The 25,120-nt window shown below is 64.7% G+C and carries 25 protein-coding genes; 16 read left to right on the top strand and 9 right to left on the bottom strand.

The features are described from left to right. Window positions 1-43 precede the first annotated feature (43 nt). Together ACQR0U_RS29980 and ACQR0U_RS29975 are read left to right on the top strand one after the other, a co-directional pair. Window positions 44-850 (top strand): AraC family transcriptional regulator, encoded by an 807-nt coding sequence (locus ACQR0U_RS29980; protein WP_315750222.1) that lies wholly within the window; start codon window positions 44-46, stop codon window positions 848-850. 126 nt (window positions 851-976) lie between these two features. After that, window positions 977-2,326: a malonyl-CoA decarboxylase gene (locus ACQR0U_RS29975; protein WP_315718038.1), complete on the top strand. Its 1,350-nt coding sequence runs from the start codon at window positions 977-979 to the stop codon at window positions 2,324-2,326. 852 nt (window positions 2,327-3,178) lie between these two features. Here the strand turns inward: ACQR0U_RS29975 and ACQR0U_RS29970 are convergent. Further along, entirely contained in the window at window positions 3,179-3,595 is a 417-nt protein-coding gene (locus tag ACQR0U_RS29970) for an SRPBCC family protein (RefSeq protein ID WP_434842836.1), read from the bottom strand. A 239-nt stretch (window positions 3,596-3,834) separates the two neighbouring features. Between ACQR0U_RS29970 and ACQR0U_RS29965 the strand changes: the two genes are divergently transcribed. Further along, the gene (locus ACQR0U_RS29965) at window positions 3,835-4,914 is read left to right on the top strand and encodes a serine hydrolase domain-containing protein (RefSeq protein WP_434842835.1); all 1,080 of its coding nucleotides are present in this window, start codon (window positions 3,835-3,837) and stop codon (window positions 4,912-4,914) included. A 46-nt stretch (window positions 4,915-4,960) separates the two neighbouring features. Here the strand turns inward: ACQR0U_RS29965 and ACQR0U_RS29960 are convergent, their stop codons facing one another. Beyond that, the gene (locus ACQR0U_RS29960) at window positions 4,961-5,188 is read right to left on the bottom strand and encodes a hypothetical protein (protein ID WP_434842834.1); all 228 of its coding nucleotides are present in this window, start codon (window positions 5,186-5,188) and stop codon (window positions 4,961-4,963) included. A gap of 252 nt (window positions 5,189-5,440) precedes the next feature. Between ACQR0U_RS29960 and ACQR0U_RS29955 the strand changes: the two genes are divergently transcribed. Then, window positions 5,441-5,692, top strand: a complete 252-nt coding sequence (locus tag ACQR0U_RS29955) for a hypothetical protein (RefSeq protein WP_434842833.1) — start codon at window positions 5,441-5,443, stop codon at window positions 5,690-5,692. 170 nt (window positions 5,693-5,862) lie between these two features. On the opposite strand, the gene ACQR0U_RS29950 is transcribed toward ACQR0U_RS29955, so the two are convergent. From ACQR0U_RS29950 to ACQR0U_RS29930, 5 genes are all read right to left on the bottom strand, one after another. Further along, the gene (locus tag ACQR0U_RS29950) at window positions 5,863-6,333 is read right to left on the bottom strand and encodes a DUF4265 domain-containing protein (protein ID WP_434842832.1); all 471 of its coding nucleotides are present in this window, start codon (window positions 6,331-6,333) and stop codon (window positions 5,863-5,865) included. 92 nt (window positions 6,334-6,425) lie between these two features. Beyond that, complete coding sequence (locus ACQR0U_RS29945; RefSeq protein ID WP_434842831.1) at window positions 6,426-7,481, bottom strand: hypothetical protein; 1,056 nt, start codon at window positions 7,479-7,481, stop codon at window positions 6,426-6,428. 402 nt (window positions 7,482-7,883) lie between these two features. Beyond that, a complete protein-coding gene (locus ACQR0U_RS29940) occupies window positions 7,884-8,138 on the bottom strand; it encodes a DUF3297 family protein (protein ID WP_315718031.1) in 255 nt (84 codons plus the stop codon). Further along, on the bottom strand, window positions 8,135-8,611 hold the full coding sequence (locus tag ACQR0U_RS29935; protein ID WP_316201186.1) for a glutathione peroxidase: 477 nt from the start codon (window positions 8,609-8,611) through the stop codon (window positions 8,135-8,137). Before ACQR0U_RS29935 ends, ACQR0U_RS29940 begins: the two co-directional genes overlap by 4 nt. Then, window positions 8,611-10,005 carry an amidase family protein gene (locus ACQR0U_RS29930; RefSeq protein ID WP_434842830.1) on the bottom strand — a complete coding sequence of 465 codons (1,395 nt, stop codon included), beginning with the start codon at window positions 10,003-10,005 and terminating at the stop codon, window positions 8,611-8,613. Before ACQR0U_RS29930 ends, ACQR0U_RS29935 begins: the two co-directional genes overlap by 1 nt. A 365-nt stretch (window positions 10,006-10,370) precedes the next feature. Between ACQR0U_RS29930 and ACQR0U_RS29925 the strand changes: the two genes are divergently transcribed. Further along, window positions 10,371-11,474, top strand: a complete 1,104-nt coding sequence (locus ACQR0U_RS29925; RefSeq protein ID WP_434842829.1) for a lactonase family protein — start codon at window positions 10,371-10,373, stop codon at window positions 11,472-11,474. Window positions 11,475-11,554: 80 nt separating this feature from the next. Next, the gene (locus ACQR0U_RS29920; RefSeq protein ID WP_315718027.1) at window positions 11,555-11,989 is read left to right on the top strand and encodes a group III truncated hemoglobin; all 435 of its coding nucleotides are present in this window, start codon (window positions 11,555-11,557) and stop codon (window positions 11,987-11,989) included. A 54-nt stretch (window positions 11,990-12,043) separates the two neighbouring features. On the opposite strand, the gene ACQR0U_RS29915 is transcribed toward ACQR0U_RS29920, so the two are convergent. Beyond that, a complete protein-coding gene (locus ACQR0U_RS29915; protein WP_315718026.1) occupies window positions 12,044-12,301 on the bottom strand; it encodes a DUF6894 family protein in 258 nt (85 codons plus the stop codon). 305 nt (window positions 12,302-12,606) lie between these two features. On the opposite strand from ACQR0U_RS29915, the gene pqqA reads away from it, so the two are divergent. From pqqA to ACQR0U_RS29865, 10 genes are all read left to right on the top strand, one after another. Then, window positions 12,607-12,687 carry a pyrroloquinoline quinone precursor peptide PqqA gene (pqqA, locus tag ACQR0U_RS29910; RefSeq protein WP_012029362.1) on the top strand — a complete coding sequence of 27 codons (81 nt, stop codon included), beginning with the start codon at window positions 12,607-12,609 and terminating at the stop codon, window positions 12,685-12,687. 214 nt (window positions 12,688-12,901) lie between these two features. Next, window positions 12,902-13,831 carry a pyrroloquinoline quinone biosynthesis protein PqqB gene (pqqB, locus tag ACQR0U_RS29905; protein WP_315750213.1) on the top strand — a complete coding sequence of 310 codons (930 nt, stop codon included), beginning with the start codon at window positions 12,902-12,904 and terminating at the stop codon, window positions 13,829-13,831. A 20-nt stretch (window positions 13,832-13,851) separates the two neighbouring features. After that, a complete protein-coding gene (pqqC, locus tag ACQR0U_RS29900; protein ID WP_409977980.1) occupies window positions 13,852-14,607 on the top strand; it encodes a pyrroloquinoline-quinone synthase PqqC in 756 nt (251 codons plus the stop codon). Between the two features lie 245 nt (window positions 14,608-14,852). Further along, on the top strand, window positions 14,853-15,161 hold the full coding sequence (gene pqqD, locus ACQR0U_RS29895) for a pyrroloquinoline quinone biosynthesis peptide chaperone PqqD (RefSeq protein WP_315718023.1): 309 nt from the start codon (window positions 14,853-14,855) through the stop codon (window positions 15,159-15,161). Beyond that, entirely contained in the window at window positions 15,158-16,351 is a 1,194-nt protein-coding gene (gene pqqE, locus ACQR0U_RS29890) for a pyrroloquinoline quinone biosynthesis protein PqqE (RefSeq protein WP_315750211.1), read from the top strand. The genes pqqD and pqqE overlap by 4 nt, the downstream gene beginning before the upstream one ends. Next, window positions 16,344-17,333, top strand: coding sequence for a prolyl aminopeptidase (pip, locus tag ACQR0U_RS29885; protein WP_316172470.1), 990 nt, complete (start codon window positions 16,344-16,346; stop codon window positions 17,331-17,333). The genes pqqE and pip overlap by 8 nt, the downstream gene beginning before the upstream one ends. Window positions 17,334-17,509: 176 nt before the next feature. Next, window positions 17,510-18,181 carry a DUF4286 family protein gene (locus ACQR0U_RS29880; RefSeq protein WP_315750210.1) on the top strand — a complete coding sequence of 224 codons (672 nt, stop codon included), beginning with the start codon at window positions 17,510-17,512 and terminating at the stop codon, window positions 18,179-18,181. Window positions 18,182-18,639: 458 nt separating this feature from the next. Continuing rightward, on the top strand, window positions 18,640-20,439 hold the full coding sequence (locus tag ACQR0U_RS29875; RefSeq protein WP_316174845.1) for an FAD-dependent oxidoreductase: 1,800 nt from the start codon (window positions 18,640-18,642) through the stop codon (window positions 20,437-20,439). Continuing rightward, window positions 20,409-22,259 (top strand): 2-oxoacid:acceptor oxidoreductase subunit alpha, encoded by a 1,851-nt coding sequence (locus ACQR0U_RS29870; RefSeq protein ID WP_434842828.1) that lies wholly within the window; start codon window positions 20,409-20,411, stop codon window positions 22,257-22,259. The genes ACQR0U_RS29875 and ACQR0U_RS29870 overlap by 31 nt, the downstream gene beginning before the upstream one ends. 130 nt (window positions 22,260-22,389) lie before the next feature. Further along, window positions 22,390-23,445: a 2-oxoacid:ferredoxin oxidoreductase subunit beta gene (locus ACQR0U_RS29865; protein WP_315718016.1), complete on the top strand. Its 1,056-nt coding sequence runs from the start codon at window positions 22,390-22,392 to the stop codon at window positions 23,443-23,445. Window positions 23,446-23,813: 368 nt separating this feature from the next. Here the strand turns inward: ACQR0U_RS29865 and ACQR0U_RS29860 are convergent, their stop codons facing one another. Further along, complete coding sequence (locus ACQR0U_RS29860) at window positions 23,814-25,085, bottom strand: TMEM143 family protein (protein WP_434842827.1); 1,272 nt, start codon at window positions 25,083-25,085, stop codon at window positions 23,814-23,816. Between the last annotated feature and the right edge of the window lie 35 nt (window positions 25,086-25,120).

The following is a 25,120-nucleotide window of genomic DNA, read 5'->3' as shown; positions in this document are numbered from 1 at the left end:
TGACGGATCGGTTATAGTCGACGCGACCAACGAGAAGCCGCCAATGACCATCGTGGACACGCCATTGAAGCCGCTCGGCGCCGACCGGGTGACGACCGAGCCCGGCGTCCATCTGATCGCGCGCCTCTATCAAAAAGGTGCGCGGCTCGATCCGCACATGCACCGTGAATCCCAGTTGATCTACGCCTCGCGCGGCACGATGCAGGTGACGACGCCGCGGGGACGCTGGCTGGTGCCACCGGACCGCGCGGTCTGGGTGCCGGCGCGCCATGGCCACGCCATCGACATGCTGGCCGACAGCCAGATGCGGACGCTGTATTTCGAGCTGGACTGGCTGAAGCGGGAGACACGGGGCGCGCGGCTCGACCGCGAATTCGTCGTGCAGGTGTCGCCGCTGCTGCATCAGGCGATCCTGGCGCTGTTCGCGGCGGACGGCGGGCCGGAGCGCACGGCGCTGCTGGTGCGGCTCGCTCTGCTCGAATTGCGCCGCGCCGAGGATTCCTCGACCTTCATCCCCTTGCCGCAGGATCCGCGCGCGAGACGTGCCGCCCAGCTCGTCCTCGCCTCTCCCGCGAGCGAGGAGGACCTGGCGACCCTGGCGGGCAAGGTCGGCAGCTCGGCCCGCACTTTGTCGCGGCTGTTCGCGGCGGAGACGCGGCTGAGCTTCAAGGCGTGGTGCCAGCGCGCCCGGATCGCCGCCGCGATCGAGCGGCTGTCCACCGACCGTCACCTCTCCGTCAAGCAGCTCGCCGCCGATCTCGGCTATGCCAGCGTACCGGCGTTTTCGCATGCCTTCAGGCAGGTTACCGGCCGCACTCCGACCGAATTCGCGGAGCAGACAGGTGCATGACTCGCCGGCCGCATATGCACACCGCGACGGCGGCGTTGACGATTTGTTATGTTTGAATGTCGCCAGCTTTGCCATAAATCCATGTAACATCGCCTTCATCACGCTCCGGGATTCGACCGACATCAGATGGCCAACGCCTTTTTCACCGACCTGATCACCACAATTTCCGAGCGAGGCCGGACGCTGCTGCGCGGCGGCGGCGCCCCTGTCGACAAGCATGATGCGAAAAGCCTGGCCGAGCTGTGCGAGGCGCTGGTGTCCGGCGCCGGCGAGGCCTCGGGCACGGCGATGGCCCGCGACGTTCTCGACGGCTATCACGATCTCGACCCCGAGGGCCGCAAGGCGTTCTTCACCGCGCTGGTGCATGATTTCGGGCCGGACAAGGCCAGGCTCGCCAAGGCGATCGACGACTGGCGCGCGACGCCATCGGACGAAGGCGCGAGCGCGCTGCATTTCGCCTCCGAGCCGCGCCGGCAGGAGCTGATCCGCCGGCTCAACCGCGCGCCGGGCGGCACGCCCGAGCTGGTGGCGATGCGCACCGATCTCCTGGATCTCATCAAGGGCAATCCGGAACTCGCTGCGCTCGATCGCGACGTCGTGCATCTCTTGAGCTCATGGTTCAACAGGGGGTTTCTCGTGCTGCGTAAGATCGACTGGTCGACGCCGGCGAACATTCTGGAGCAGATCATCCGCTACGAGGCAGTGCACGAGATCCACGACTGGGACGATCTGCGCCGCCGCATCGATCCGGTCGATCGCCGCTGCTACGCCTTCTTCCATCCCGCGATGCCCGATGCGCCCTTGATCTTCGTCGAGATCGCGCTGACCGAGACCATCCCCGGCGCCATCGCGCCGCTGCTCGCCGTCGATCGTCCGCCGGTGCCGGCCGACCGCGCCCGCACCGCCGTATTCTATTCGATCTCCAACACCCAGCGCGGCCTCGGCGGCATCTCGTTCGGCAACTTCCTGATCAAGCAGGTGGTCGAGGAGCTGAGGCGCGAGCTGCCGAAGCTGGACACCTTCGTCACGCTGTCGCCGGTGCCCGGCTTCATGCACTGGCTGAAGTCGACGACCGATGCGACCGAGGAGGATCGCAACGTGCTCAAGCTGCTGAACGAGCCGCGCTGGGTCGAGGATGCCGAGATGACCGCCGAGCTGCGCCCGGTGATCGAGCCGCTCGCCGCGCACTACTTCCTGAAGGCGCGGACGTCGAAGGGCAAGGTGATCGATCCCGTCGCCCGCTTCCACCTCGGCAACGGCGCGAGACTCGAGCGCATCAACTGGCTCGGCGACCTCTCGTCCAAGGGCCAGCGCGAATCCGCGACCGTGATGGTGAACTACCTGTATCGGCTCGAGGACATCGAGAAGAACCACGAAGCCTATGCCAATGACGGCGAGGTCGTGGCCTCGAGCGCGGTCAAGAAGCTGCTGCGCGCCGAGGGCCGGCGGCTGCTGGATATGCGGCTGTCGTCGTAGGGCTTGCGGCAGACTGCAGCACTGTCTCACATCCACCTCGCGCCATTGCTGGGCACGCCGCCCACTCCAAACTCCGTCGTTGCGAGGAGCGAAGCGACGAAGCAATCCAGAGTCTTTCGCGTCGCCCTGGACTGCTTCGCTTCGCTCGCAATGACGCCCGTGAGAGACTGTGCTTACGCCACAGCCACCGTCGTCATCCCGGCGAACGCCGGGATCCATAACCACAGGTCGTCGTTTGAGGCAGGCCAGTCGTTAGACCTCGCCAAGCCACATCCGCCGCGGCGTATGGGTCCCGGCGTTCGCCGGGACGACGATGAGGTTGGACCGGTTTCACATTTCAAACAGCTTGGGGACGCGCGATCATAGCCTCGCGGCGCATGGCGCCCGAGTTGCTGCGAAGCATGTCCCTCCGACAAATACAGAGGGCGCAGGGAAGACCGGGTGCTGGCCGCAACCCATGGCCCCCGTGCGTGAGAAAGTGCACGGGGCAGGAACCACAGGTACGACCGGTGCATTCCGGCCTTCCCTGCGCGATGGTTTGAACGGTGTCCTTCGTGCTCTCCCTGGGGATCGGCGTTCTTGCCCCCATTTTGCGACAACGCGCCTTTGGCGCGTTGCGCAGACCTCAGCGTCGAGAGGTCAGGACCACACGACTTCTCCGTCCGTAGCGACGCCGGTCGTCCACCGTCGCCGCTGCGGCCACCGCATCCCTGCCCCGACGTTCGTGACGACGCGTACGCCCCTCTGCGAAAAGGACAGGACATGCGCATCATTGCTGATTTTCGGAATTTGTCAAGATGAAAGATTCGGGCGCCGCTCGTGGCGCCCGTCGGGACCACGGCCCCCTCGTCCTCACGACGTCTTGCGTTTCGCCTCCACATGCCGCGCGAAGCTGTCGAGAATGGCCTGCCAGCCACCCTGCTGCTGCTCGATTGAATGGGTCGTTTCGGCATCGAAGGCGACACGAACGACAACGCCCTTCGGGCCGGGCTCGAAGTGGACCTCGGCCTTCCGGTCGCCGAAGGCATATTCGATCAGCTTGTGCTCGACGATCTTCGTGTAGGTCCCGGCAAAGTCGAAGCCCATGCTGCCGTCCTTGGCCTCCATCCGCGACGAGAACGCGCCGCCCTCTCTCAGGTCGACCGTAGCCTTGGTCGTATGCCAATCGTCGGAGGCCGCGTTCCATCTCACGATGTCGGCCGGCGTCGTATAGGCACGCCAGACCTGATCGATCGGGGCTGCGACGGTGGTTTCGACGGTTATCCTCATGAACATTGCTCCTGGTTCGATTTTGACGTCCCACTGCAGCTGTGCAGGAGTTGTGTCCGCCCAAGGACGATCCAGACTGGCCGATCCCGACAAGCCTTAGCGTTCGATGCGTCGCTGCACCGGCCGTCAGACCGACCTTCACCGGAAGGCGCCCGGCTGATATAAGCCGACATCCCGGTGAGGACGTTGTCTCAGTGCCCACTCGTCGCCAGATCCTGTCAGCCATAGGAGCAGCCGCCATGGGATCGCCGATCATGCCGGCGCGCGGGCACCGGGCTGCATTCGATTCCGACACATTCGCAGCCGGCGTCACCCAGCGACTCGATCAGGCGCTCGCTGAGCGGCGCGTGTGGAACATCCACGGCCTTGTCGTTCTGCAGAACGGCACGCTGATCGTCGAGCGCTATTTTGAAGGCCAGGATCGCGAGAGAGGCGTTGGCGATCTCGGGACGGTCAAGTTTACGGCGCAGACGCTCCACGACCTGCGATCCTGCTCGAAGAGCATCGTGGCCTTGCTTTATGGGATCGCTCTTCAGCAAGGCAAGGTCCCGACGCCGGAGGCGAGCCTGCTGTCCGGATTCCCGGAATATCGTGATCTCGTCAACGAGGATCGCTCGCGCTTGACCGTGCATCACGCGCTCTCAATGACCATGGGAACGGATTGGGATGAGAGCAGCTTGCCTTACGCCGATCCCCGCAACAGCGAAATCGCTATGGACGACGCCCCCGACCGCTATCGCTACATTCTGGAGCGGCCGATCGTCGACAGGCCCGGTGCGCACTGGACCTATTGCGGCGGAACAACCGCGTTGCTCGCCCGTTTGATCGCCAAGGGGTCGGGCAAGTCACTGCATGACTTTGCACGCGAGTTTCTTTTCGATCCGCTCGGCATGGGGCCGACACAATGGGCAGCCGGACCAGACGGCGAGCCATTCGCGGCGTCAGGCGCGCGGATGTCGGTCCGCGACTTCTCGCGGATCGGAACGTTGATGCTCTCCGGCGGGCAGTGCGATGGCCGACAGATCGTTCCCGCCGAATGGATCACGCGTTGCACGACGCCGGTGGTCAGCTCCGACGAGCTTCGCCGTTACGGCTATCAATGGTTTCTTCTCGATGTAGCTTTCGGCAAGCCGAAGGGATGGGCGGTCGGGCGCCTGGAGCGCATGTGGATGGCACAGGGCGAGGGCGGCCAGCGCCTGTTCATCATCCCTGCGCTGCAGCTCGTCATCGCCCTCACGGCAGGAAACTACGGCAGCGACGATCAGTGGATTCCGCCGACTCGCGTGCTCCGGGAAATCGTTCTGGCGAGCGTAGGCTAGCCTCGTACGCATCGACATTTCGAGTTGTAGCAGCGCGGCCCCCAACTCACGGCGCTGGACGACGTCCGGGCCGGTAGGTGACCCGCAGCACCTCGACCTCGCCGCCTGCGCGCGCGTTGAAATCATGCTCATGCCAGAACGTGCTCGCGGCGCATTTAAAGGCGATGGCGCCTGACGCCTCCGGACAGGGCTTGCCGCGCGCCCAGCCATAGGGCGCAAAGCCTTCGGGCGTGAGCGGCTCCGTCGTGACGTCTGTGCCAGTCGGCGTGATCAATAGTCCTTACTCATGAAATGGACGTCCAGGACGGCAGCAGGCTGACGCGAAGCAAGGACCGCGGGGGAGCGCGGCCACATCGCCGATCTCGACGAACAGATTTATGCAGCGTCACCGTAACTCGAGCTTGACGGCTCACTGCATGCGTGCAGCATTTGTGTTCGGCCCAAGGACGATCCAGACTGGCCAGTCCCGACAGATGGCAAGAGAATTCTTGCGTCCCGGGGACAGCCCATTGTCGGAGATGTTTGGATGGGGAAAGCCACACGAGCAGGGTTCATCGGCGTCGCAGGCCTGATCGGCTTCGCGCTGGGGGCCGCCATGCTTGGATACGCTGCTCTGGCCATCGGCTTTTTCGCTCTCAGTTTCGCGCCGGGAGGCATTCACAGCGACTGGAGCATCGTCGTGCTGTTGGGCATCGTGGCTGGCGTAGGTCTGGGCAGCCTCTTAGGAACTTGGGCAGCCGTACGGCTCGCCAAATTCCTGCTGAGGGAGAAGCAGTAACTGCGTCGTCTCCAAATGCGAGAGGTTTTGTGCACTGTCACTGATATCTCAGCAGCGTGCTCATCGCGGGGGGTAAGAGGTTGCGTTTCGATCCATAGCCCTGCGGCGGCAGAACGACCTTCACCTCCTCGGGTGTTCGGTGACGTGCTATCGCAATCCCGCCATCGAAATCAATGCGCCCACCAGTTTGTGAAGTTGCCATGATCGTCGTACACGTTCCCGAACTCCCATTGAACGGCGGGACCAGCCACCAAATTCATGATTGACTTGATCTTGTCTAGACCGAGACCGATATGAAGACTGAGAAGCAGGAGTGAGGCATCCTCACTGTTCTTTCCCACTTCGTACTTTCCATTCTCAGAAAGAACCGCATCGATCACCGCGTGCACGTCGGACCTATCAAGTGGTCCCTCGATGAAGACGCGAATAGACACTTGCCCGCTTCGCGACACGACCTCGAAGCGACCGGAATTCGGGTCGACAATTCTGACGATATCGTCCAATGCGACATCATAGGCGAACCCAGGAATGCTCCGGATTACATATTCCCCGTCCTGCCGCGTCATTTCCGCGAGCACGACTTCTCGCTTCATAGGCCCGGACACTGCGGCGATCGGCAGGCGTAGCAGCCGCTCCTCCATATCTACTCCCTCCCGCTACGGTCCACAGCTTCTGCTTAGCGATCGCCACTGGTGTTCGATAGGACGGCCATACATTCAGTTGATTGTCCAGCCTACGCAGCAGCTCGCTGCGGCCGCAACCGCAGCACCGCCGGCGGCAGATTGGCTGCCAGCCATTCCGCAATCGCCCCCTGCTTCCGGTGATACGCCAGTCCCACCGCGACCACCGCGACGCCGATCAGCGACAGTGCGAACGGGAACAGCAGCGAGTCCTTGAAGACGACGTCGGCGAGGTGGCCGAGATACATCGTGATGCCGATGGCGCCGAACACGGCGTAGGCGCGGCGGACGATGATGACGGCGATCGCGAGCAGGCCGACGTTCAGCAGGCAGTAGATGGCCTTGCCCAGCTCGGTCGCGCCTTCCGTGGCGCTGACGCCGCCCCATAAGGCCATCAGGCCGAACAAGTGCAGCCAGAAGCCGAAGTCGCGGCTGTGGCTGGTGTAGTCGACGATCCACGCCACCGCGAGAATGCCGAGGCCGAACCAGATCGACACCACGCGGCGCATCTCCCAGTCGAAATGGCTGACGTTGAAGATCCAGGGCGTGAGGTCCATCGACATGAACCACAGCGCGACCGACATGATCGCGACGATGAAGGGTACGCGATAGAAGCGCAGCGCGATCGCGCCCGCCGCGATGGTGGCGATCTCCATGAACAGCCAACTGCCCTTGATCCAGACGTAGAAGTCATGAACCGTGCCGGGCTTGCCGAACTTGCCCCACCAGCCGAATTCGGCCTGGACGCCGTAGACGGCGAGCGGTGCCATCGACACGGCGATGGCGATCAGCAGGCCGCCGGGGACGCGCAAGCTCCGGCGCCAGAGGTGGTCGCCGGCGAAGCCGAACGCGGCGGCATAGGCGAGCGCGCAGGCCGTCAGGGCGCGGCCCCCCATCTGCGAGAAGGCCACCGTCGAGAACAGGCCCATGGCGCCGATCACGATCAGCGCGCCAGCGTACCAGAGCAGATGCGCGGCATCGAATTTGGCGTGCGCCGCCGGACCCGCCTTCGCCTGTTGCTCGAGGTAGGTCAGCAACCGCTGCAACTCGTCGGGCCCGATCGCGCCTGCACCGGCGGCGGCGCGCAGATCTTGTTCCGAATAGGCCATCGTCATCACCCTCTGTGACCCCGCCGGGAGACGGCACGCAGGGGTCCGATCGCGCAAACGCCTGGGGACGTCGCGCGTCGGGACCGGTGCCGACGGGGCGGATATGGGTGAGTGTAGCGGATTGTGAGCGACGTTCAATATGATTTTGAACGACGCTCAAATATCTACGACCAACGTTCTAAAATACCCATCGCGACGCGGGGGCTAAAGCTGCTTCGACCCCGCCCTTCTCCGCACCGTCATGGCCGGGCTTGTCCCGGCCATCCATGTCGTGCACCTGGAATGACGACGGGGATGCCCGGGACAGGCCCGGGCATGACGAGTCCTGGGTTGGCGGTTTGCCTCATCGCTGAGGGCAGAGGTTGGCGGATACGACCACCAGAGGCCCGCGGCGCAGTCGCCTCAATCCTTGAAATACGGCTCGACCGGGCCGTGGACCTTGATGGTCAGCGGGTTGCCGTGGCGGTCCTTGGCATTCCCCGCGGCGACGCGGATCCAGCCTTCGCTGATGCAGTATTCCTCGACATTGGTCTTCTCGGCGCCCTTGAAGCGGATGCCGACGTCGCGCGACAGGATCTCCGCATTGTAATAGGGGCTCTTCGGATCGACCGACAGCCGGTCAGGAAATGGGGTCGCAGTCGTCTCGTTGTCGCTCACAGCAGTGCCTCGATCTCTTTCTTCAACGCCTCGGGCGTGGTGGTCGGCGCATGGCGCGACACCACATTCCCACGGCGATCGACCAGGAATTTGGTGAAATTCCATTTGATCGCCGAGCCCAAGAGGCCGGTCTTCTCGCCCTTCAGGAACTTGTAGAGCGGATGTGCATCGGTACCGTTGACGTCGATCTTCGCAAACAGCGGGAAGGTGACGTCGTACTTGCCGGCGCAGAACGCGCCGATCTCCTCGGCCGTGCCGGGCTCCTGGGCGCCGAACTGGTTACAGGGAAATCCGAGCACGGCAAAGCCCCTGTCCGCATAGGCGCGGTGCAGCGCCTCGAGGCCGCGATATTGCGGCGTGAAGCCGCAGGCGCTGGCGGTGTTGACGATCAGCAGCACCTGCCCCTCGAAGCGCTTCAGCGGCACCTCCTCGCCCTTCAGCGAGGTCGCGGTGAAATCATAGATGCTGGCCATCAGCCCAGCACCGGATCGATCGGCGACGGCGGGGTACCGCCAGCCTCGATCGCTTCGCCAGCGAGAAGGCACGCGTCCTCGCGAAAGCGCTGGCCGACAAGCTGGACGCCGACCGGGACGCGGCCGACCATGCCGGTCGAGACCGTCAGGCCCGGCAGGCCGAAGAACGGAATCGCGATCTGCGTGAGCTGGGCGTGCCAGACCTGCTGGAACGACTCCTCGTCCTTGCGGTCGAGCTGATCGGCGAACGGCAGCATGCCCGACACCGGCATCAGCAGCAGCGGATGCTGCTCCATGAACAGGAGCCATTGCCGGGTCAGCGCGGCGCGGCGCGCGAGCGTCTGCGACAGGTCGAATGGGTGAACCTTGTCACTGACGCCGCGCAGGCAGGCCAGCGCGCCTGGGTCGCCCTCCTTTTCCGCAGCCGCGAGCTGCGCCTCGTAGCCGTCGCCGAGCCAGAGACGGGTCTGCAGCAGCGCGGCCTCCTGCATCGGCGGCGTGTCCGCGATCTCCTCGACGGTCCAGCCGGCGGCTTCCAGCCGCCTGGCGGCATCGCGCAAGGCGGCCACGACCTCCGGCACAGGGTTCAGCCCGTCCGGGTTGACGCAGAGGGTGACGCGGTTCGGCAGCGGCGGGCCCTCGAGCGGCACCGGCATCCACCAGACATCGCGGACGTCGCGCGCCGACATCGCGGCCAGCGCGATCCTGACGTCGTTGACCGTGCGGGCGAGCGGGCCGGAGACGGCGCTGATCTGCGGGCCGATCGGGCGCTCGGGGAACTGTGTATTGAAGGCCGGGATGCGGCCGACCGTCGGGCGCAGGCCGTGGATGCCGCAGGCGTACGCGGGATAGCGGACGGAGCCGGCGATGTCGGTGCCATGCCCGATATGGCCGATGCCCGCCGCGGTGGCCGATCCTGCGCCGCCCGAGGAGCCGCCCGGCGTGATGCCGGGGTCGCGTGGGTTCTTGGTGTGGCCGTGGATAAGGTTGCTGGTGAACCAGCGATAGGACACCGCCGGGGTGTTGGTGCGGCCGAGCAGCACGGCACCGGCCTTGACCAGGTTGTTGACGACCGGATTGTGAGCCGAGGCGATCGCGTCCTTCTGCAGATTGAGGCCGTTGGTGGTGGCGAAGCCGGCCTGGTCGACATTGACCTTGATCGTCACCGGCACGCCGGCGAGCGGCCCCGGATCCTCGCCGCGCGCCAGCCGGGAGTCGATGGCGTCGGCCTGTTGCAGCACGTCCTCGGGGCGATGGTCGACCACGGCGTTGATCGCGGGGTTCACCGCATCGAGCCGCGCCAGCGCCGCGGTCGCGGCATCGCGGGCGGAGACCTGCTTCGACTTGATGAGGGCGGCGAGGTCGGCAGCCGGCAGGCGCCAGAGATCGGTCATGGGGAGCTCCGTGGTGTCGGGGCTTGTTCTAGCGCGAGCACTTGTCGGGAGAAAGCCGTCGCGGCGCGGCACTCCAGCATAGCTTCGGCAGCAAACCGCATGGGTCTTGTTGCACTCGCCCCCGCCTCCTCGTCATGGCCGGGCTTTGTCCCGGCCATCCACGTCGTGCAGCGCGCGTGGACCGACGTGGATGCCCGGGACAAGCCCGGGCATGACGGAGAGACAAACTGGCCGCGTGTCATGGGTGCGAAGTGCGGTCGCGATCAATACCCATCCTGCATCGATCGATCCGGAATCAGGCTTGGTCAAGCTTCACGTTCGACTTTAAGAGCTGAAGCAAGCACATCACAAAAGGGGGAAACCACATGATCAGACCGGGCACCATCATGGCCGCAACATTCGTTCTCGCCGCTGCAGCAACGCTGGCGCCGCGCGCGGGCCACGCCGAGACCTATGCCTATGTCGGCAACGCCGACAGCAACGACATCAACGTGTTCAAGTTCGATGCCGCGACCGGCGAGATGATCCCGGTGCAGACGGCTTCCTTCGTCGGCGTCGACAAGCCGGGCTCGTCGACCCCGCTCGCGGTCAGCCCGGACAAGACGGTGCTGATCGCCGGAATCCGCTCGCAGCCGTTCCAGGCCGAGAGCTTTGCGATCGATGCCAAGACCGGTCAGCTCAGCCACATCGGCAACGGCCCGCTCGCCGACAGCATGGCCAACATCGCCTTCGACCGCACCGGCAAGGTGCTGTTCAGCGCCTCCTACGGCGGCAACAAGGTGACGGTGAATCCGATCCAGGCCAATGGCGTCGTCGCGGCGCCGAGCCAGGTGATCCCGACCGGGCTGAACGCCCACGCCTTCCTGCCCTCGCCCGACAACCGCTTCGTGTTCGCGACCAATCTCGGCTCCGACCAGGTGCTCGGCTTCGCCTTCGACGGCGCGACGGGCACGCTGACGGCCAGGGAGGCGCTGACGGTGAAGACGCCTGCGAAGTCAGGGCCGCGCCACTTCATCTTCCACCCGAACGGCAAGTTCATCTACCTTCTGCACGAGCTCAACGCGGATCTCGCGGTCTATGCCTATGACGCGGAGAAGGGCAGCTGGAGCGAGCAGCAGCGCACCACCGCCCTGCCCTCAGGCTTCACCGGCAAGCCCTGGGCGGCCGATCTGCACGTGACGCCGGACGGCAAGTTCCTGTACGCCTCGGAGCGCGGCTCGAACACGATTGCCGGGTTCAAGGTCGATGCGGCCAGCGGGCGCCTGAGCCTGATCGGCAGCGTGCCGACCGAGACCCAGCCACGCGGCTTCGCCATCGATCCCACCGGGCGCTATCTCGCCGCCGTCGGCGAAGTGTCGAACGGCATGACGGTGTATCGGATCGACCCGGCCAGCGGCGCGCTCACGAGCCCGAAATCCTACGCCGTGGGCAAGAAGCCGAACTGGGTGGAGTTCGTCAGCCTGCCGTGAGCGAACGACAGGGCCGCCACGAGATCGGACGTGGCGGCCCGGCGTTTCCATCGGCGCCGCGAGTGCCTATATGCAACGCCATGACGATGCCTGCCGCCCAGCCTGACCGCCATCCCCTCGCAGTTCAACATCCGGAACTCGACGACGCCTCGATCCGCCTGCTGGTCGAGACCTTCTACGGGCGCGCACGGGAGGACGAGCTGATCGGCCCGATCTTCAACCGTACCGTGGAGGATTGGGACGACCATATCGGCAGGATCAGCGATTTCTGGTCGTCGATGTTCCTGAAGACCGGCCGCTACAGCGGCGCGCCGATGCGGCCGCATCTGTTGCTATCGTTGCAGGGGCCGCATTTCGACCGCTGGCTGCAACTGTTCGAGGCGACGGCGAAGGACCTGCTCGCGCCGGAGCTCGCGGAGCTCTTCATCGTCCGCGCCCGCCGCATCGCCGACAGTTTCGAGATGGGCATCGCCAGCACGCGCGGCGACATCGCGCGCCCGCGCCATTCGGTCTGATCTCGGCCGCAAGCACGCGGGCGTTCGGGAAGCGGCGATGCGGCCGTTCTGCGCTCAATGGCGCGTCATCGATTGCGCCGGCATGTTGAAGATCGCTTCGGAGAACGGGAACTCCAGCACGATCTCACCGTCCTCGTCGGTAACCTCGATGACGGCCGTCATCAGCGCCGCGTTGCCGCCTTCGGTCCGCAGCAGTTCCTTGATCATGTCGCGCGCGACTTCCCAGGCGCGGTCGGGACTGCGCAGCACCTCGCCGTCGGTGTCGGAGACCAGTTCCTCGCCGATCCGTGTGTTGAAGAAATATCTAGGCATCATCAGCTTCCAATGGGGTCGCGCGCTGGGGTTTTGAAGTCTCGAACATCTCACGACTGCTTTATCCGGCCAGCTCAGCCCCCCAAGCTAGGGACCGAATTGAACGGTGTTGCGAAGCCATCGATCACGAATTCGTTGTTTTCACGGCTCGTTCCGACGAAAACGGCAGCAACTCGCATCTGCAACTTCGCACTGCAATAAACAGGCCTGAGAGGCTCAAACAAAAAGATTCCACTGGCGAACTTTTCGTAGCACGGTAGTTTATTGCTGAGGACGATAACCGTCCCGACTTGAAGGAGAGGACAATGGCCTGGAAAGCACCGAAGATCGTTGAAGTGCCGGTCGGCATGGAAATCAACATGTACGCCTGCGCGGCCCGCAAATAATTCGCGGGTGTGACGTCCAGGTCTCGGCGATCGGGACGTCGACGCTTGAGGGTGGGGATCAGCGACCGCGTATGTGCCAGCCCGTGCGCTGGTCGGATGTCCCACCCTCGTCACCTTCCCGCGGGCGGTCCTGACCGTCGGTCAGCCTGCCTGTCGGTGATCCTGCCGCTGGTAATCGCGTGCGCCACCACAGCTGAATTCCAGGAGACGGCTCATGCTTCGCCTCGTCGTCCTGGGCGCCGCCGCGGGCGGTGGAGTGCCACAGTGGAATTGCGGCTGCGCCGTGTGCCGTGCCGCGCGCACCGATCATCCCGAGATCAGCAACAGCCAGGCCTCGGTCGCGGTCAGCGCTGATGGCGCCAACTGGTTCCTGATCAACGCCTCGCCCGATCTGCGCCAGCAGGTTACCCGCACGCCGCAACTGCATCCGAAGCCCGGCACCCTGCGCCACAGTCCGATCGCCGGCGTGATCCTGACCAATGGCGAGATCGACGCGGTCACGGGGCTGCTGTCGATGCGCGAGAGTTCACCTTTCTCGATCCATGCGCACCCCAAGGTGCTTGCGATCCTCAGATCGAACAACATCTTCGATGTGCTGAAGGACGAGACCGTCAAGCGCGTGCCGATCGTGATCGACGTACCGTTCCGGCCGCTGCTGCAGGACGGCCGGCCCTCGGGCCTGGAGATCACGGCCTTCGCCGTCTCGGGAACGAGCGCGTGGTATCTGCGCGACAAGCAGCATCCCGGCGGCAGCTCCTCGACCGGCGACACGCTGGGCCTAAAGATCGCCGATCTCGAAGGCGGGCAATATTGCTACGTCATCGCCGCCTGTGCCGGCGTGGACGATGATCTGAGAACGAGATTGAGGGGCGCGCCCTTGGTGCTGTTCGACGGCACGGTGTGGCGCGACGACGAGATGATCCAGGCCGGACTCGGCAACAAGACCGGGCAGAGCATGGGACATATCGCGATGTCCGGAGAAAGCGGCGCGATCAAGCAGCTGGCGGACCTCGCGATCGGCAGGAAGGTCTTCCTGCACATCAACAACTCCAATCCGGCGTGGCTGCACGCCTCACCCGAGCGGCAAACGTTGGAACGCGAGGGATGGGAAATCCCCGCTGAAGGGATGGAGATCGTACTGTGAGTGAGGTCAATCTGAGCGGAATGACGGCGCTGTCGATCGGACGCGGCGTGACGCTGAACAGTGCAAGCGAATTGGAAGCAGCACTTCGCCATATCGGCGCGACGCGCTATCACAACCACCACCCGTTTCATAAGCTGCTTCACGGCGGCAAGCTCAACAAGGGCCAGGTGCAGGCCTGGGCGCTCAACCGCTACTACTACCAGTCGACGATCCCGCTGAAGGACGCGATGGTGATGACGCGCTTCCGCGACCGCGCCACGCGGCTGGAATGGCGGCACCGCATCGAGGATCATGATGGCGATGTCGGCAGCGAGGGCGGCATCGAGCGCTGGATCAAACTGACCGAAGGTCTCGGCCTCGACACGGCCTACGTCGAATCGACCGAAGGCATCCTGCCGGCCACCCGCTTCGCGGTCGAAGCCTATGTGCATTTCTGCCGCGACCGCTCGCCGCTGGAGGCGATCGCCTCGTCGTTGACCGAGCTGTTCGCGCCGAGCATCCATGAAGAGCGCATCTCGGGCATGCTCGAGCACTACGATTTCGTCAACAACGACACCATGAGCTACTTCAAGCGCCGTCTCACCCAGGCGCCGCGCGACGCGAACTTCGCGCTGCATTACGTCAAGGAGCACGCCACCACGCCGGAGCAGCGCGCCGCCGTGTGCAACGCGCTGATCTTCAAGACCAACGTGCTGTGGGTGCAGCTCGACGCGCTGTATCATGCCTATGTCGAGGGCCACATCCCGCCCGGCGCCTTCGTGCCGAAGGAGGGCTGAGCGTGGTCTTCGCGGCTCTCTCAAGGGTACCGGTGCCACCCTCCCCTGGAGGGGGAGGGTCGGCTCGCGCGAAGCGCGAGGCGGGGTGGGGTGAAGCCACCTGCCGCGGTGCGCATGGAGAGATCGCCCCACCCCGTTGCGCATCGCGGGCGATGCGCAACGACCCTCCCCCTCCAGGGGAGGGTGGGCACCGCCGATGCCGCGGCATCGGACAGAACGCAACAATCATCGGCTAGAGACCCGCCATGGCCCCGCGTCACATCCAAGTTGCCGAGACCAGCCGCGTGGTGCTGCCGCGGCATGCCAAGCTGAAGTTCGACGAGACCCGGCAGGTCTGGGTGATCCTGGCGCCGGAGCGCGTGCTGGCGCCGGACGAGATCTCAGTCGAGGTGCTCAAGCTGTGCGATGGCGCGCGCAGCGTCGCTGATATCATCGACGAGCTCGCGGCGAAATATGCCGCGCCTCGCGACGTCATCGCGACCGATGTGGTTGCCATGCTGCAGGATCTCGCCGACAAGGGATTCCTGACCGAGGTTCGGGAGACGACATCATGACCGAGCTGACCGACACCTCACCGCCCATCGACAGCAATGACGGTCTCGCCGTGCTGGAGCGGCGCGGTTCCGTGGCCGAAACCTACGGCATTCCGCTCGCCGTGCTGCTCGAACTCACGCATCGCTGTCCGCTGCAATGCCCCTATTGCTCCAACCCGCTGGAACTCGATCGCGCCGGACAGGAGCTGACCACCACGGAATGGAAGAAGGTGCTGTCCGAGCTCGCCGAGATCGGCGTGCTGCAGATCCACTTCTCCGGCGGCGAGCCGACCGCGCGCAAGGATCTGGTCGAGCTGGTGCAGCATGCCAACGACGTCGGCCTCTACACCAACCTGATCACCTCGGCCGTGCTGCTGACGCGGGAGCGGCTGAAGGAGCTGGCCGATGCCGGGCTGTCCCATGTCCAGATCAGCTTCCAGGGCAGCGAGGCCGGCATCGCCGACCGCGTCGGCGGCTACAAGGGCGGCCACGTCAAGAAGCTCGAGGTCGCGCGCTGGACCCGCGAGCTCGACCTGCCGCTGACGGTCAACGCCGTGATGCACCGGCAGAACCTGCATCAGCTGCCCGACATCATCCAGATGGCGATCGATCTCGATGCCGACCGGCTCGAGGTCGCCAACGTGCAATATTACGGCTGGGCGCTGAAGAATCGCGCCAGCCTGATGCCGACCTACGCCCAGCTCGAAGAGACCGACCGCATGGTCGAGGAGGCGCGCGAGCGGCTGAAGGGCACGCTGACGATCGACTACGTCGTGCCGGACTACTACGCGCTGCGGCCGAAGAAGTGCATGGGCGGCTGGGGCCGGCAGTTCTTCAACATCTCTCCCTCGGGCAAGATCCTGCCCTGCCACGCTGCCGAGAGCATCACCGGGCTCGACTTCATGTCCGTGCGGTCGAACCATTCGATCGCCTGGATCTGGCAGAACTCCGAGGCCTTCAACCGCTACCGTGGCACCGGCTGGATGAAGGAGCCGTGCAAATCCTGCGAGTTCCGCGAGATCGATTTCGGCGGCTGCCGCTGCCAGGCGTTCGCGCTGACCGGCGATGCGGGGAATACCGATCCGGCCTGCACGCTGTCGCCGCTGCACGAGAGCATCTTCAAGCAGGCCGAGCGTGACGCGGCCTCGGGCAAGGACCGCTTCCTCTATCGCAACTTCGCCGGCGGCACGCCCGAGAGCAATGATGCCTGACGCCGAAGCCGGCCGCGCCTCCGCGCGCCGCAGCGATCCGTTCGCGCCGCTGACGTCGGAATGGCTGGATGTCTCCGGCGGTCACCAGATCTATGTCGAGAGCAGCGGCTGCGCTGGCGGCATTCCCGCGGTCTATCTGCATGGCGGGCCGGGCTCCGGATGCCAGCCGGATCACCGCCGCCTGTTCGATCCCGAGCGCTTCCATGCCGTGCTGTTCGACCAGCGCGGCGCCGGCCGCTCGCGTCCTGCGCGCAGCCGCGACAACAACACCCTGCCCGACCTGATCGCCGACATGGAGGCGATCCGCGAAAAGTTCGGTTTCGACCGCTGGATCGTCGCCGGCGGCTCCTGGGGCGCCACCTTGGCGCTGGCCTATACGCAGGCGCACCCGACGCGCGTCACGGGGCTGGTGCTGCGGGCAACGTTCCTCGGCACCCGTGCGGAAGTGGAGACGGCCTTCGGCGAGACGCTGGCGCGCTTTCACCCTGCCCTGCACCGCGACTTCCTGGAGATGCTGCCGGAGAACGAACGCGCCAACCCGTGCGACGCCTATTTCCGCCGCATCCTCGATCCCGATCCGGCGATTCATGGCCCGGCTGCGCGCGCCTGGCACGACACCGAGCGGGCGCTGTCCGAGATCAAACCGGCCCGCGCCCATCTGGATCGGCTCGCCATCCGCTCCGGCACCGCCTTGCCGGCGACGCCGTTCATGGAGGCGCATTACTTCTCGCAGGACAGCTTCATGGCGAAAGGCCAGTTGCTGCGTGATGCGAGCAGGCTCAGCGGGATTCCCGGAATCATCGTGCAGGGCCGCTATGACCTGCTCTGTCCGCCCTCCACCTCCGCGCGCCTGGCCGAAATCTGGCGCGACGCCGAAATCCGTGTCGTCGAAGCCGCAGGTCACAATCTTTATGATCCCGGCATCCGCGATGCGGTCATGAAAGCCATCTGCGATATGGCGACGCGCACGACTGCGCCTTAAACACATGGTCATCTCTCCTCGTCCTGAGGAGCCATGCGCAGCATGGCGTCTCAAAGGATGAGGCCCCAGACATCCCCCGCCTCATGGTTCACCAGGCAATGCGCAGCATTGTCCGGGAGACGCGCCAAGTGACGCCCTCACCATGAGGAATTGGCCGCTGAACAAGGACATCTGCAATGCCCATCGCCGGGAAAGGCATGCTTTTGACATCGATGAACATCGATGCTGAGCATGAAGCCGATTTCAACCATTGGTATGACAGCGAGCATCTCGAAGAGCGCGTGGCCATCCCCGGCTTCATCGAGGCGCGACGCTATGTCGCCGAGCAGGGCAGCCCGAAATATCTCTGCCTGTATTCGACCGAAACGATCGACGTGCTCGACAGCGCGGCCTACCGCGCCCGGCTGGAGTCGCCGACGGAATGGTCGAAGGCGGTGATGGCGCGGTTCAAGAACATGATCCGCAGCGTCGCGCGCATCACGATCTCGATCGGCGCCGGTCGCGGCGCCGTGCTGGGCATCATCCGCCTGCGGCCCAAACCCGGGCAGGACAAAGCGTTGCGCGACGCGCTGCAGGTCGAGCTCGACCCAAGCAAGCTGAGGGGCATCATCTCAATGCATCTGCTCGAAGGCGATGCCGACCTCTCCGGTCCCGCGGCCGGAGTTCCTGCGAGCTCGCGCGATGCCGACTGGTTCATCCTCATCGACGGTACCGACAGTCATGCCATCGCCACCTTGATGACCACCCGCTTCGCGGCGATCGACGGTCCGCTGGCGACGCAGATCTCGGCCGGCATCTATCGCCTGATGTGGGACTTGAGCCGCGCCGACATCGCTGCGGCGAAGTGAGTTAGATCCCGCCTCTCTCCACATCGTCCTGGCCGGGCTCGTCCCGGGCGTCCACGTTGTGCGGCATCCTGGGAACGCCGTGGATGCCCGGGACAAGCCCGGGCATGACGGTGGAGCGCGTGGCAGCCCGCGTGCTCCACCCTCCATTCTTTATTTTATCATCGTCCTCGCAATTTATCGTCACCGAACATACCGCATCGCAACACGTGGCAGCATCAGGCCGGCAATGCGGCGCCGCACACTGTGCATGAGGGGCAGCTTTGCAAAATTGCCTTTGTGCGCGCCTTGGAATGGCTCTAGTCTGATAAGACTATTCAATTGAGCCATTCAAAAAACAGAAGGGCGACGAACAGGACCTGCTCCGGACCCACATCGATCCCTAGCCGATCCTGAACAAGCAGTCGTCCTCACGTCAGGAAGGCCGCGCGCTCATGGTTCGCCGCGCGGACAGGGTATGAATGAGAGCGACTGATATCTCGGCCCCCGACTACTTTCACAAAGTGGTCGACTGCCAATGGGCTTGTCCCGCACACACTCCGGTCCCTGAATACATCCGCCTGATCGCTGAGGGTCGCTACAGCGACGCCTACATGATCAATTGGAAATCGAATGTATTCCCGGGCATTCTCGGACGCACCTGCGATCGCCCTTGCGAGCCCGCCTGCCGACGGGGGCGTGTCGAGGAAAGCCCGGTCGCGATCTGCCGCCTGAAGCGCGTTGCGGCCGATTTCAAGGACGACATCCATCAGCGCCTGCCGCGCCCTGCCCCGAAGAACGGCCGGCGCATCGCGCTGGTCGGCGGCGGCCCGGCCTCGCTGACGGTGGCGCGCGATCTCGCGCCGCTCGGCTATCACTGCACCGTGTTCGATGCCGACCCAAAGCCCGGCGGCATGATGCGCTCGCAAATCCCCAAATTCCGCCTGCCCGACAGCGTCATCGACGAGGAGACGGGCTACGTGCTCGGCCTCGGCGTCGACTACAAGGCCGGCCATCGCGTCGACAGCCTCAAGACGCTGCTGGCCGAGAACTATGATGCCATCTTCATCGGCTCCGGCGCGCCACGCGGCCGGGAGCTGAACATTCCCGGACGCAAGGAAGCCGCCGCGAACATCCATCTCGGCATCGACTGGCTCTCCAGCGTCTCGTTCGGACACACCGACAAGATCGGCAGGCGCGTGATCGTGCTCGGCGGCGGCAACACCGCGATGGATTGCTGCCGCACCGCGCGACGGCTCGGCGGCGAGGACGTCAAGGTCATCGTGCGCTCCGGCTTCGAGGAGATGAAGGCGTCGCCCTGGGAGAAGGAGGACGCGCTGCACGAGGACATTCCGATCCTCAACTATCTCGTGCCGGTCGCCTTCGATCACGACAATGGCAGGCTCACCGGCGTCACCTTCCAAAAGGTGAAGGCCGAATATGACGCCAGCGGCCGTCGCTCGCTGGTGCCGTCGGGCGAGCCCGATGTGACCTATGACTGCGACGACGTGCTGGTCGCCGTCGGCCAGGAGAACGCGTTCCCCTGGATCGAGGCCGATTGCGACATCGCGTTCGACAAATGGCACATGCCGGTGGTCGATCCGACAACCTTCGTCTCGACCAACCCGAAAGTGTTCTTCGGCGGCGATGCGGCGTTCGGTCCGAAGAACATCATCTGGGCGGTCGCCCAGGGCCACGAGGCGGCGCTGTCGATCCACCGCCTGCTGTCCGGCGAGGACATCACCGAGCGGCCGCTGCCCGAGGTGCATGTCTCCTCGCAGAAGATGGGCATCCATGAATGGAGCTATGACAACGACGTTTCGTCCGAGAAGCGCTTCAAGGTGCCGCACCGCGACAAGGTGGTCGCGCTGAAGGACATCCGCGCCGAAGTCGAGCTCGGCTACGACGTCAAGCTCGCGCTCGGCGAGGCGCATCGCTGCCTGAATTGCGACGTGCAGACGGTGTTCTCCGACACGCTGTGCATCGAATGCGACGCCTGCGCCGACATCTGTCCGATGGACTGCATCACCTTCACCGACAACGGCGAGGAGGCGGATCTGCGTTCGCGCCTGAAGGCGCCGGCGCCGCATGTCGACCAGAGCCTCTACGTGTCCTCGGATCTGAAGACCGGGCGGGTGATGGTGAAGGACGAGGACGTCTGCCTCCATTGCGGCCTGTGCGCCGAGCGCTGTCCCACCGGTGCGTGGGACATGCAGAAATATTTCATCGAGACGACTCACGCAGGTAACGCATGTCCCAGCAAGCGCCGCTCAGCAGCGTAAACGACTTCGTCGTCCGCTTCGCCAACGTCAACGGCTCCGGCTCGGCCAGCGCGAACGAACTCTTCGCGCGCGCCGTGCTCCGCCACGGCGTGCCGGTCAGCCCGCGCAACATCTTCCCGTCGAACATCCAGGGCCTGCCGACCTGGTACGAGGTGCGCGTCACCGAAGCGGGCCATCTCGGCGCCCGCGGCGGCGGCACTGATCTGATGGTGGCGATGAACCCGCAGACCTGGGACAAGGACGTCGCCGGTATCGCGCCGGGTGGCTATCTGTTCTACGATTCCACCAAGCCGATGCCGGCAACCAAGTTCCGCGACGACATCACCGTCATCGGCGTCCCGCTGACCGCGATCACTAACTCGACCTACTCGGATCCGCGCCAGCGCCAGCTGTTCAAGAACATCATCTATCTCGGCGCGTTGTCGGCGCTGCTCGACATGGATCCGAAGCTGATCGAGCAACTGATCGGCGAGCAGTACAAGGGCAAGGAGAAGCTGCTCTCCTCCAACGTCCACGCGCTGCATCTCGGCCGCGACTGGGCGCTGCAGAATTTGAAGTGCCCGATCGGCCTGCGCATCAAGAAGGCCGACAAGGTCGGCGACCGCATCTTCATCGAGGGCAACAACGCCGCCGCGCTGGGCGCCGTCTATGGCGGCGCCACGGTCTGCGCCTGGTACCCGATCACGCCGTCGTCGTCGCTGGCCGAAGCGTTCAGCAACCACTGCAAGAAACTGCGACACGATCCGGAAACCGGGCAGGCCAAATACGCGATCGTGCAGGCCGAGGACGAGCTCGCCTCGATCGGCATGGTGGTCGGCGCGTCCTGGAACGGCGCCCGCGCCTTTACCACGACATCGGGCCCCGGCGTGTCGCTGATGACCGAGTTCATCGGCCTCTCCTACTTTGCCGAGATCCCGGCCGTGATCATGAACGTGCAGCGCGCCGGCCCCTCGACCGGCATGCCGACGCGGACGCAGCAATGCGACCTGATCGCCTGCGGCTATGCCTCGCACGGTGATACCAAGCACGTGATGCTGTTCCCCGAGGATCCGGCGGAGGCGTTCGAGTTTGCCGCTGCGGCGTTCGATCTTGCCGAGCGGCTGCAGACCACGATCTTCCTGATGCTCGATCTCGACATCGGGATGAACCAGCGGCTGTCCCGACCGCTGAAGTGGGACGATGCCAAGCAGTATGACCGCGGCAAGGTGATGACGGCGGAGATGCTCGAGGAAGGCCGCGACTTCGGCCGCTATCTCGACGTCGACGGCGACGGCATCCCGTTCCGCACCTACCCCGGCACGCATCCGACGAAGGGCTCATACTTCACCCGCGGCACGTCGCGTGACCGCTACGCACGCTATTCCGAGGAAGGCGCCGTCTATGCCGACAACGTGCAGCGCCTGCTGCGCAAGTTCCAGACCGCACAGGACATGGTGCCGCGGCCGCTGCAGGCCAATGCGAGCAAGCCGACCAGATATGGCGTGATCTATTTCGGCTCGACCGCGCCGGCGATGGACGAGGCAATCGGACTGCTCGAGGCGCGCGGCTGCCAGCTCGACCGCCTGCGCATCCGCGCCTTCCCGTTCCATTCGAGCGTGGCGAGCTTCATCGCCGAGCACGACTTCGTCTATGTGGTCGAGCAGAACCGCGACGCGCAGTTGCGCCAGCTCATCGTCACCGAGAACGGCATCGACCCGGTCCGGCTGGTGCCGATCCTGCATTATGACGGCACGCCGATCACGGCGCGCTTCATCGCCGATGCGATCGGCGACCACCAGGACCACATCAAGGTCACGCCGCTGCGCAAGGCGGTGTCATGACTTTACAGCCACTCTCTCCACCGTCATGCCCGGGCTTGACCCGGGCATCCACGCCTCTCTTTCCTCGGACTCCCACGTGGATGGCCGGGACAAGCCCGGCCATGACGGCACTGGGCGACAGGGTGCTCTCATGACCTACATCGCAAAGCCGAAGTTCCAGCATCCCGGCATCAAGAAGAACGCGCTCGGCTACAGCCATCGCGACTACGAGGGCAAGATCTCGACCTTGTGCGCCGGCTGCGGCCACGATTCGATCACGGCCTCGATCATCGAGGCCTGCTTCGAGCTGTCGATCGAGCCGCATCGGGTGGCAAAAATCTCCGGCATCGGCTGCTCGTCGAAGACGCCGGACTACTTTCTCGGCAATTCGCACGGCTTCAACACCGTGCACGGCCGCATGCCCTCGGTGCTGACCGGCGCCAACCTCGCCAACCGCGAGCTGATCTATCTCGGCGTCTCCGGCGACGGCGATTCCGCCTCGATCGGCTTCGGCCAGTTCGCCCACGCGATCCGGCGCGGCGTGAACATGACCTATATCGTCGAGAACAACGGCGTCTACGGCCTGACCAAGGGCCAATTCTCGGCGACCGCCGACCGCGGGTCGAAGTCGAAGAAGGGCGTCACCAACACCGACAATCCGATCGACCTGGTCGGCATCGCGCTGCAGCTCGGGGCCACCTATGTGGCGCGGTCGTTCTCCGGCGACAAGAAGCAGCTGGTGCCGATCATCGAGGGCGCCATCCGGCACAAGGGCGCGGCGTTCATCGACGTCATCAGCCCGTGCATCGCGTTCAACAATCACGCCGGCTCAACCAAGAGCTTCGACTATGTCCGCGAGCACAACGATGCCGTGAACCGGTTGGACGTGCTGACCGGGCGCGATCCGATCGAGATCGACCAGGATCCGGGCACGGTGCAGATCGTCGAGCAGCACGACGGCTCCAGGCTGGCGCTGCGCAAGATCGACGCCGACTACGACCCGCACGACCGGCTCGGAGCCATGACCTTCCTCCAGAAGCATGCCGCGCAAGGCCAGATCGTGACCGGCCTGCTCTATGTCGACCCTGAGGCCGACGATCTGCACAGCCACCTCAACACGGTGGAACGCCCGCTCAACCGGCTGGAGGCGGCGGATCTGTGCCCGGGGCAGGCCGCGCTCGACAAAATCAATGCGAGTCTGCGCTAGGCAGACCGCTGCGTGGAAAGCGTGTGCTCTGTAGCCGTCCTTCGAGACGCCCGCCTCCGGCGGGCTCCTCAGGACAAGGGTGGAGTGCATTGCGCCCGCTTCTGGCGGGGCGATCGCATTTCACAATCGGAGTTTTGCGCTTGTCTATCTCCACGTCATGGCCGGGCTTGTCCCGGCCATCCACGTCGTTCGGCACGCTGATAACCACGTGGATGCCCGGGACAAGCCCGGGCATGACGGAGTCACTAACTGTCAAATCGTTCGTTGCGACAGCTCGGCATATCCTGGTGAGCCGCGCCCTCGCTCCTCATCGTGAGGAGCGCCGCAGGCGCGTCTTGAATCATGAGGCCCGTCATCGTTGATGACGATTACGCCCGCAACGCGCTTGCCCATACGCGATCGAGCTGCGCGATCGCCTCGCGCAACGGCAGCGCCGACAGCGCCTCGTCATCACCGCTGACGAGCCCAAACTCCCGCAGCCTGATCAAGGCCTCCTCGACATTGAACGCGCGGCTCAATCCGAACATCTGCTGCAGCAACTCCTCGACATGGCTGCCCAATGGAGCACGCGAGAGCGGCACCGACGCCAGCAGCAGGCCGCTGTAGGCCAGCATCGCTTCCTTCCAGTCCTGGTCCTCGGCCTCGCCGATCAAATAGTTGAAGATGCCGGAATTGTTGTTGACGTTGCGGAAGTAGATGTTGTCGGTGACCTGCTTCTGATGGATCAGCGACTGGCGATGGAAGTTGCCCCATTGCCGCAGGATGAAGGCGCCGAGCGCGAACAATCCCGACAGCGCCGCCAGCGCCTGCTCCGTATCGTTGTCGTGCACGGTGCCGCTGAGGCCGAGATAAAAGCCGGCGACGATGAACAGCACGGTGAGCGTCGAAGCCAGCTTGAGCAGGATCGGTACGCCGCCGACCAGCGCCGGCACGCCCAGCGTCAGTTGCTCGCGCAGGCCCATGACGACGCGGACGTTCGGCAGCAGCGCCTCGAGGTCGAAGCGCGCGATGTGGCGGAAATATTTGAACAGCACCGCGCCGCCGCGAATCTTGTTGCGGCCACGCCAAGCGGCGGTCTTGCGCTTCTTCTGAGACGGCTCGTCTGGCTTGGTCGCGACCATCAGGATGATGTCGTCGTAGACCTCGATCTCCTGCTTGCGCCGCCGCAGGCCATACAGCATGGGGACCTCGATGGTCTCTTGATGCGTGCCGCGCCGGAACATGCGGACGGCGCGAAAGTCGGAGACCGGCGCCCTCAGCTTGACCCTGACAAGCGCGTGCTCGGCGAAGGCGCGCTCGATCTCATCGTGGCTGATCTCGATGAAGTTCGCTTCGCCCAGCACCCGGACGAATTCGTCGGTGAGGTTGCAATAGGCGGTGTCGAGCTCCTGAGCGGAGCGATGGCGGCCGGCGGGGACCTCGGGATCGAAGTCGAAATAGACGTCGCGCAGCCGATCGAGCTCGTCGAAATATTCGTGGTGCAGGATGGCGCCGAGCATGTGCGCCAGCTGGCGCAGGTCGGCCGCCAAGCCGTCTTCCAGGCCGCCATGCGAAATGACGGCGTCCAGGACGTCGGACTTGCGTATCGGAATGAACCGGTCCCGCCGATCCGTTGCCGCCGTCTGCTTTGGTCCAACCACGCGCCTTACGCCCGAGCTTTGATCATCGTCCGCAA

The organism is Bradyrhizobium sp. HKCCYLRH3097, from assembly GCF_051167875.1.
GTDB lineage: Bacteria > Pseudomonadota > Alphaproteobacteria > Rhizobiales > Xanthobacteraceae > Bradyrhizobium.
Note: the sequence above shows the minus strand (reverse complement) of the source record. Positions and strands in the feature narration are given on the sequence as shown.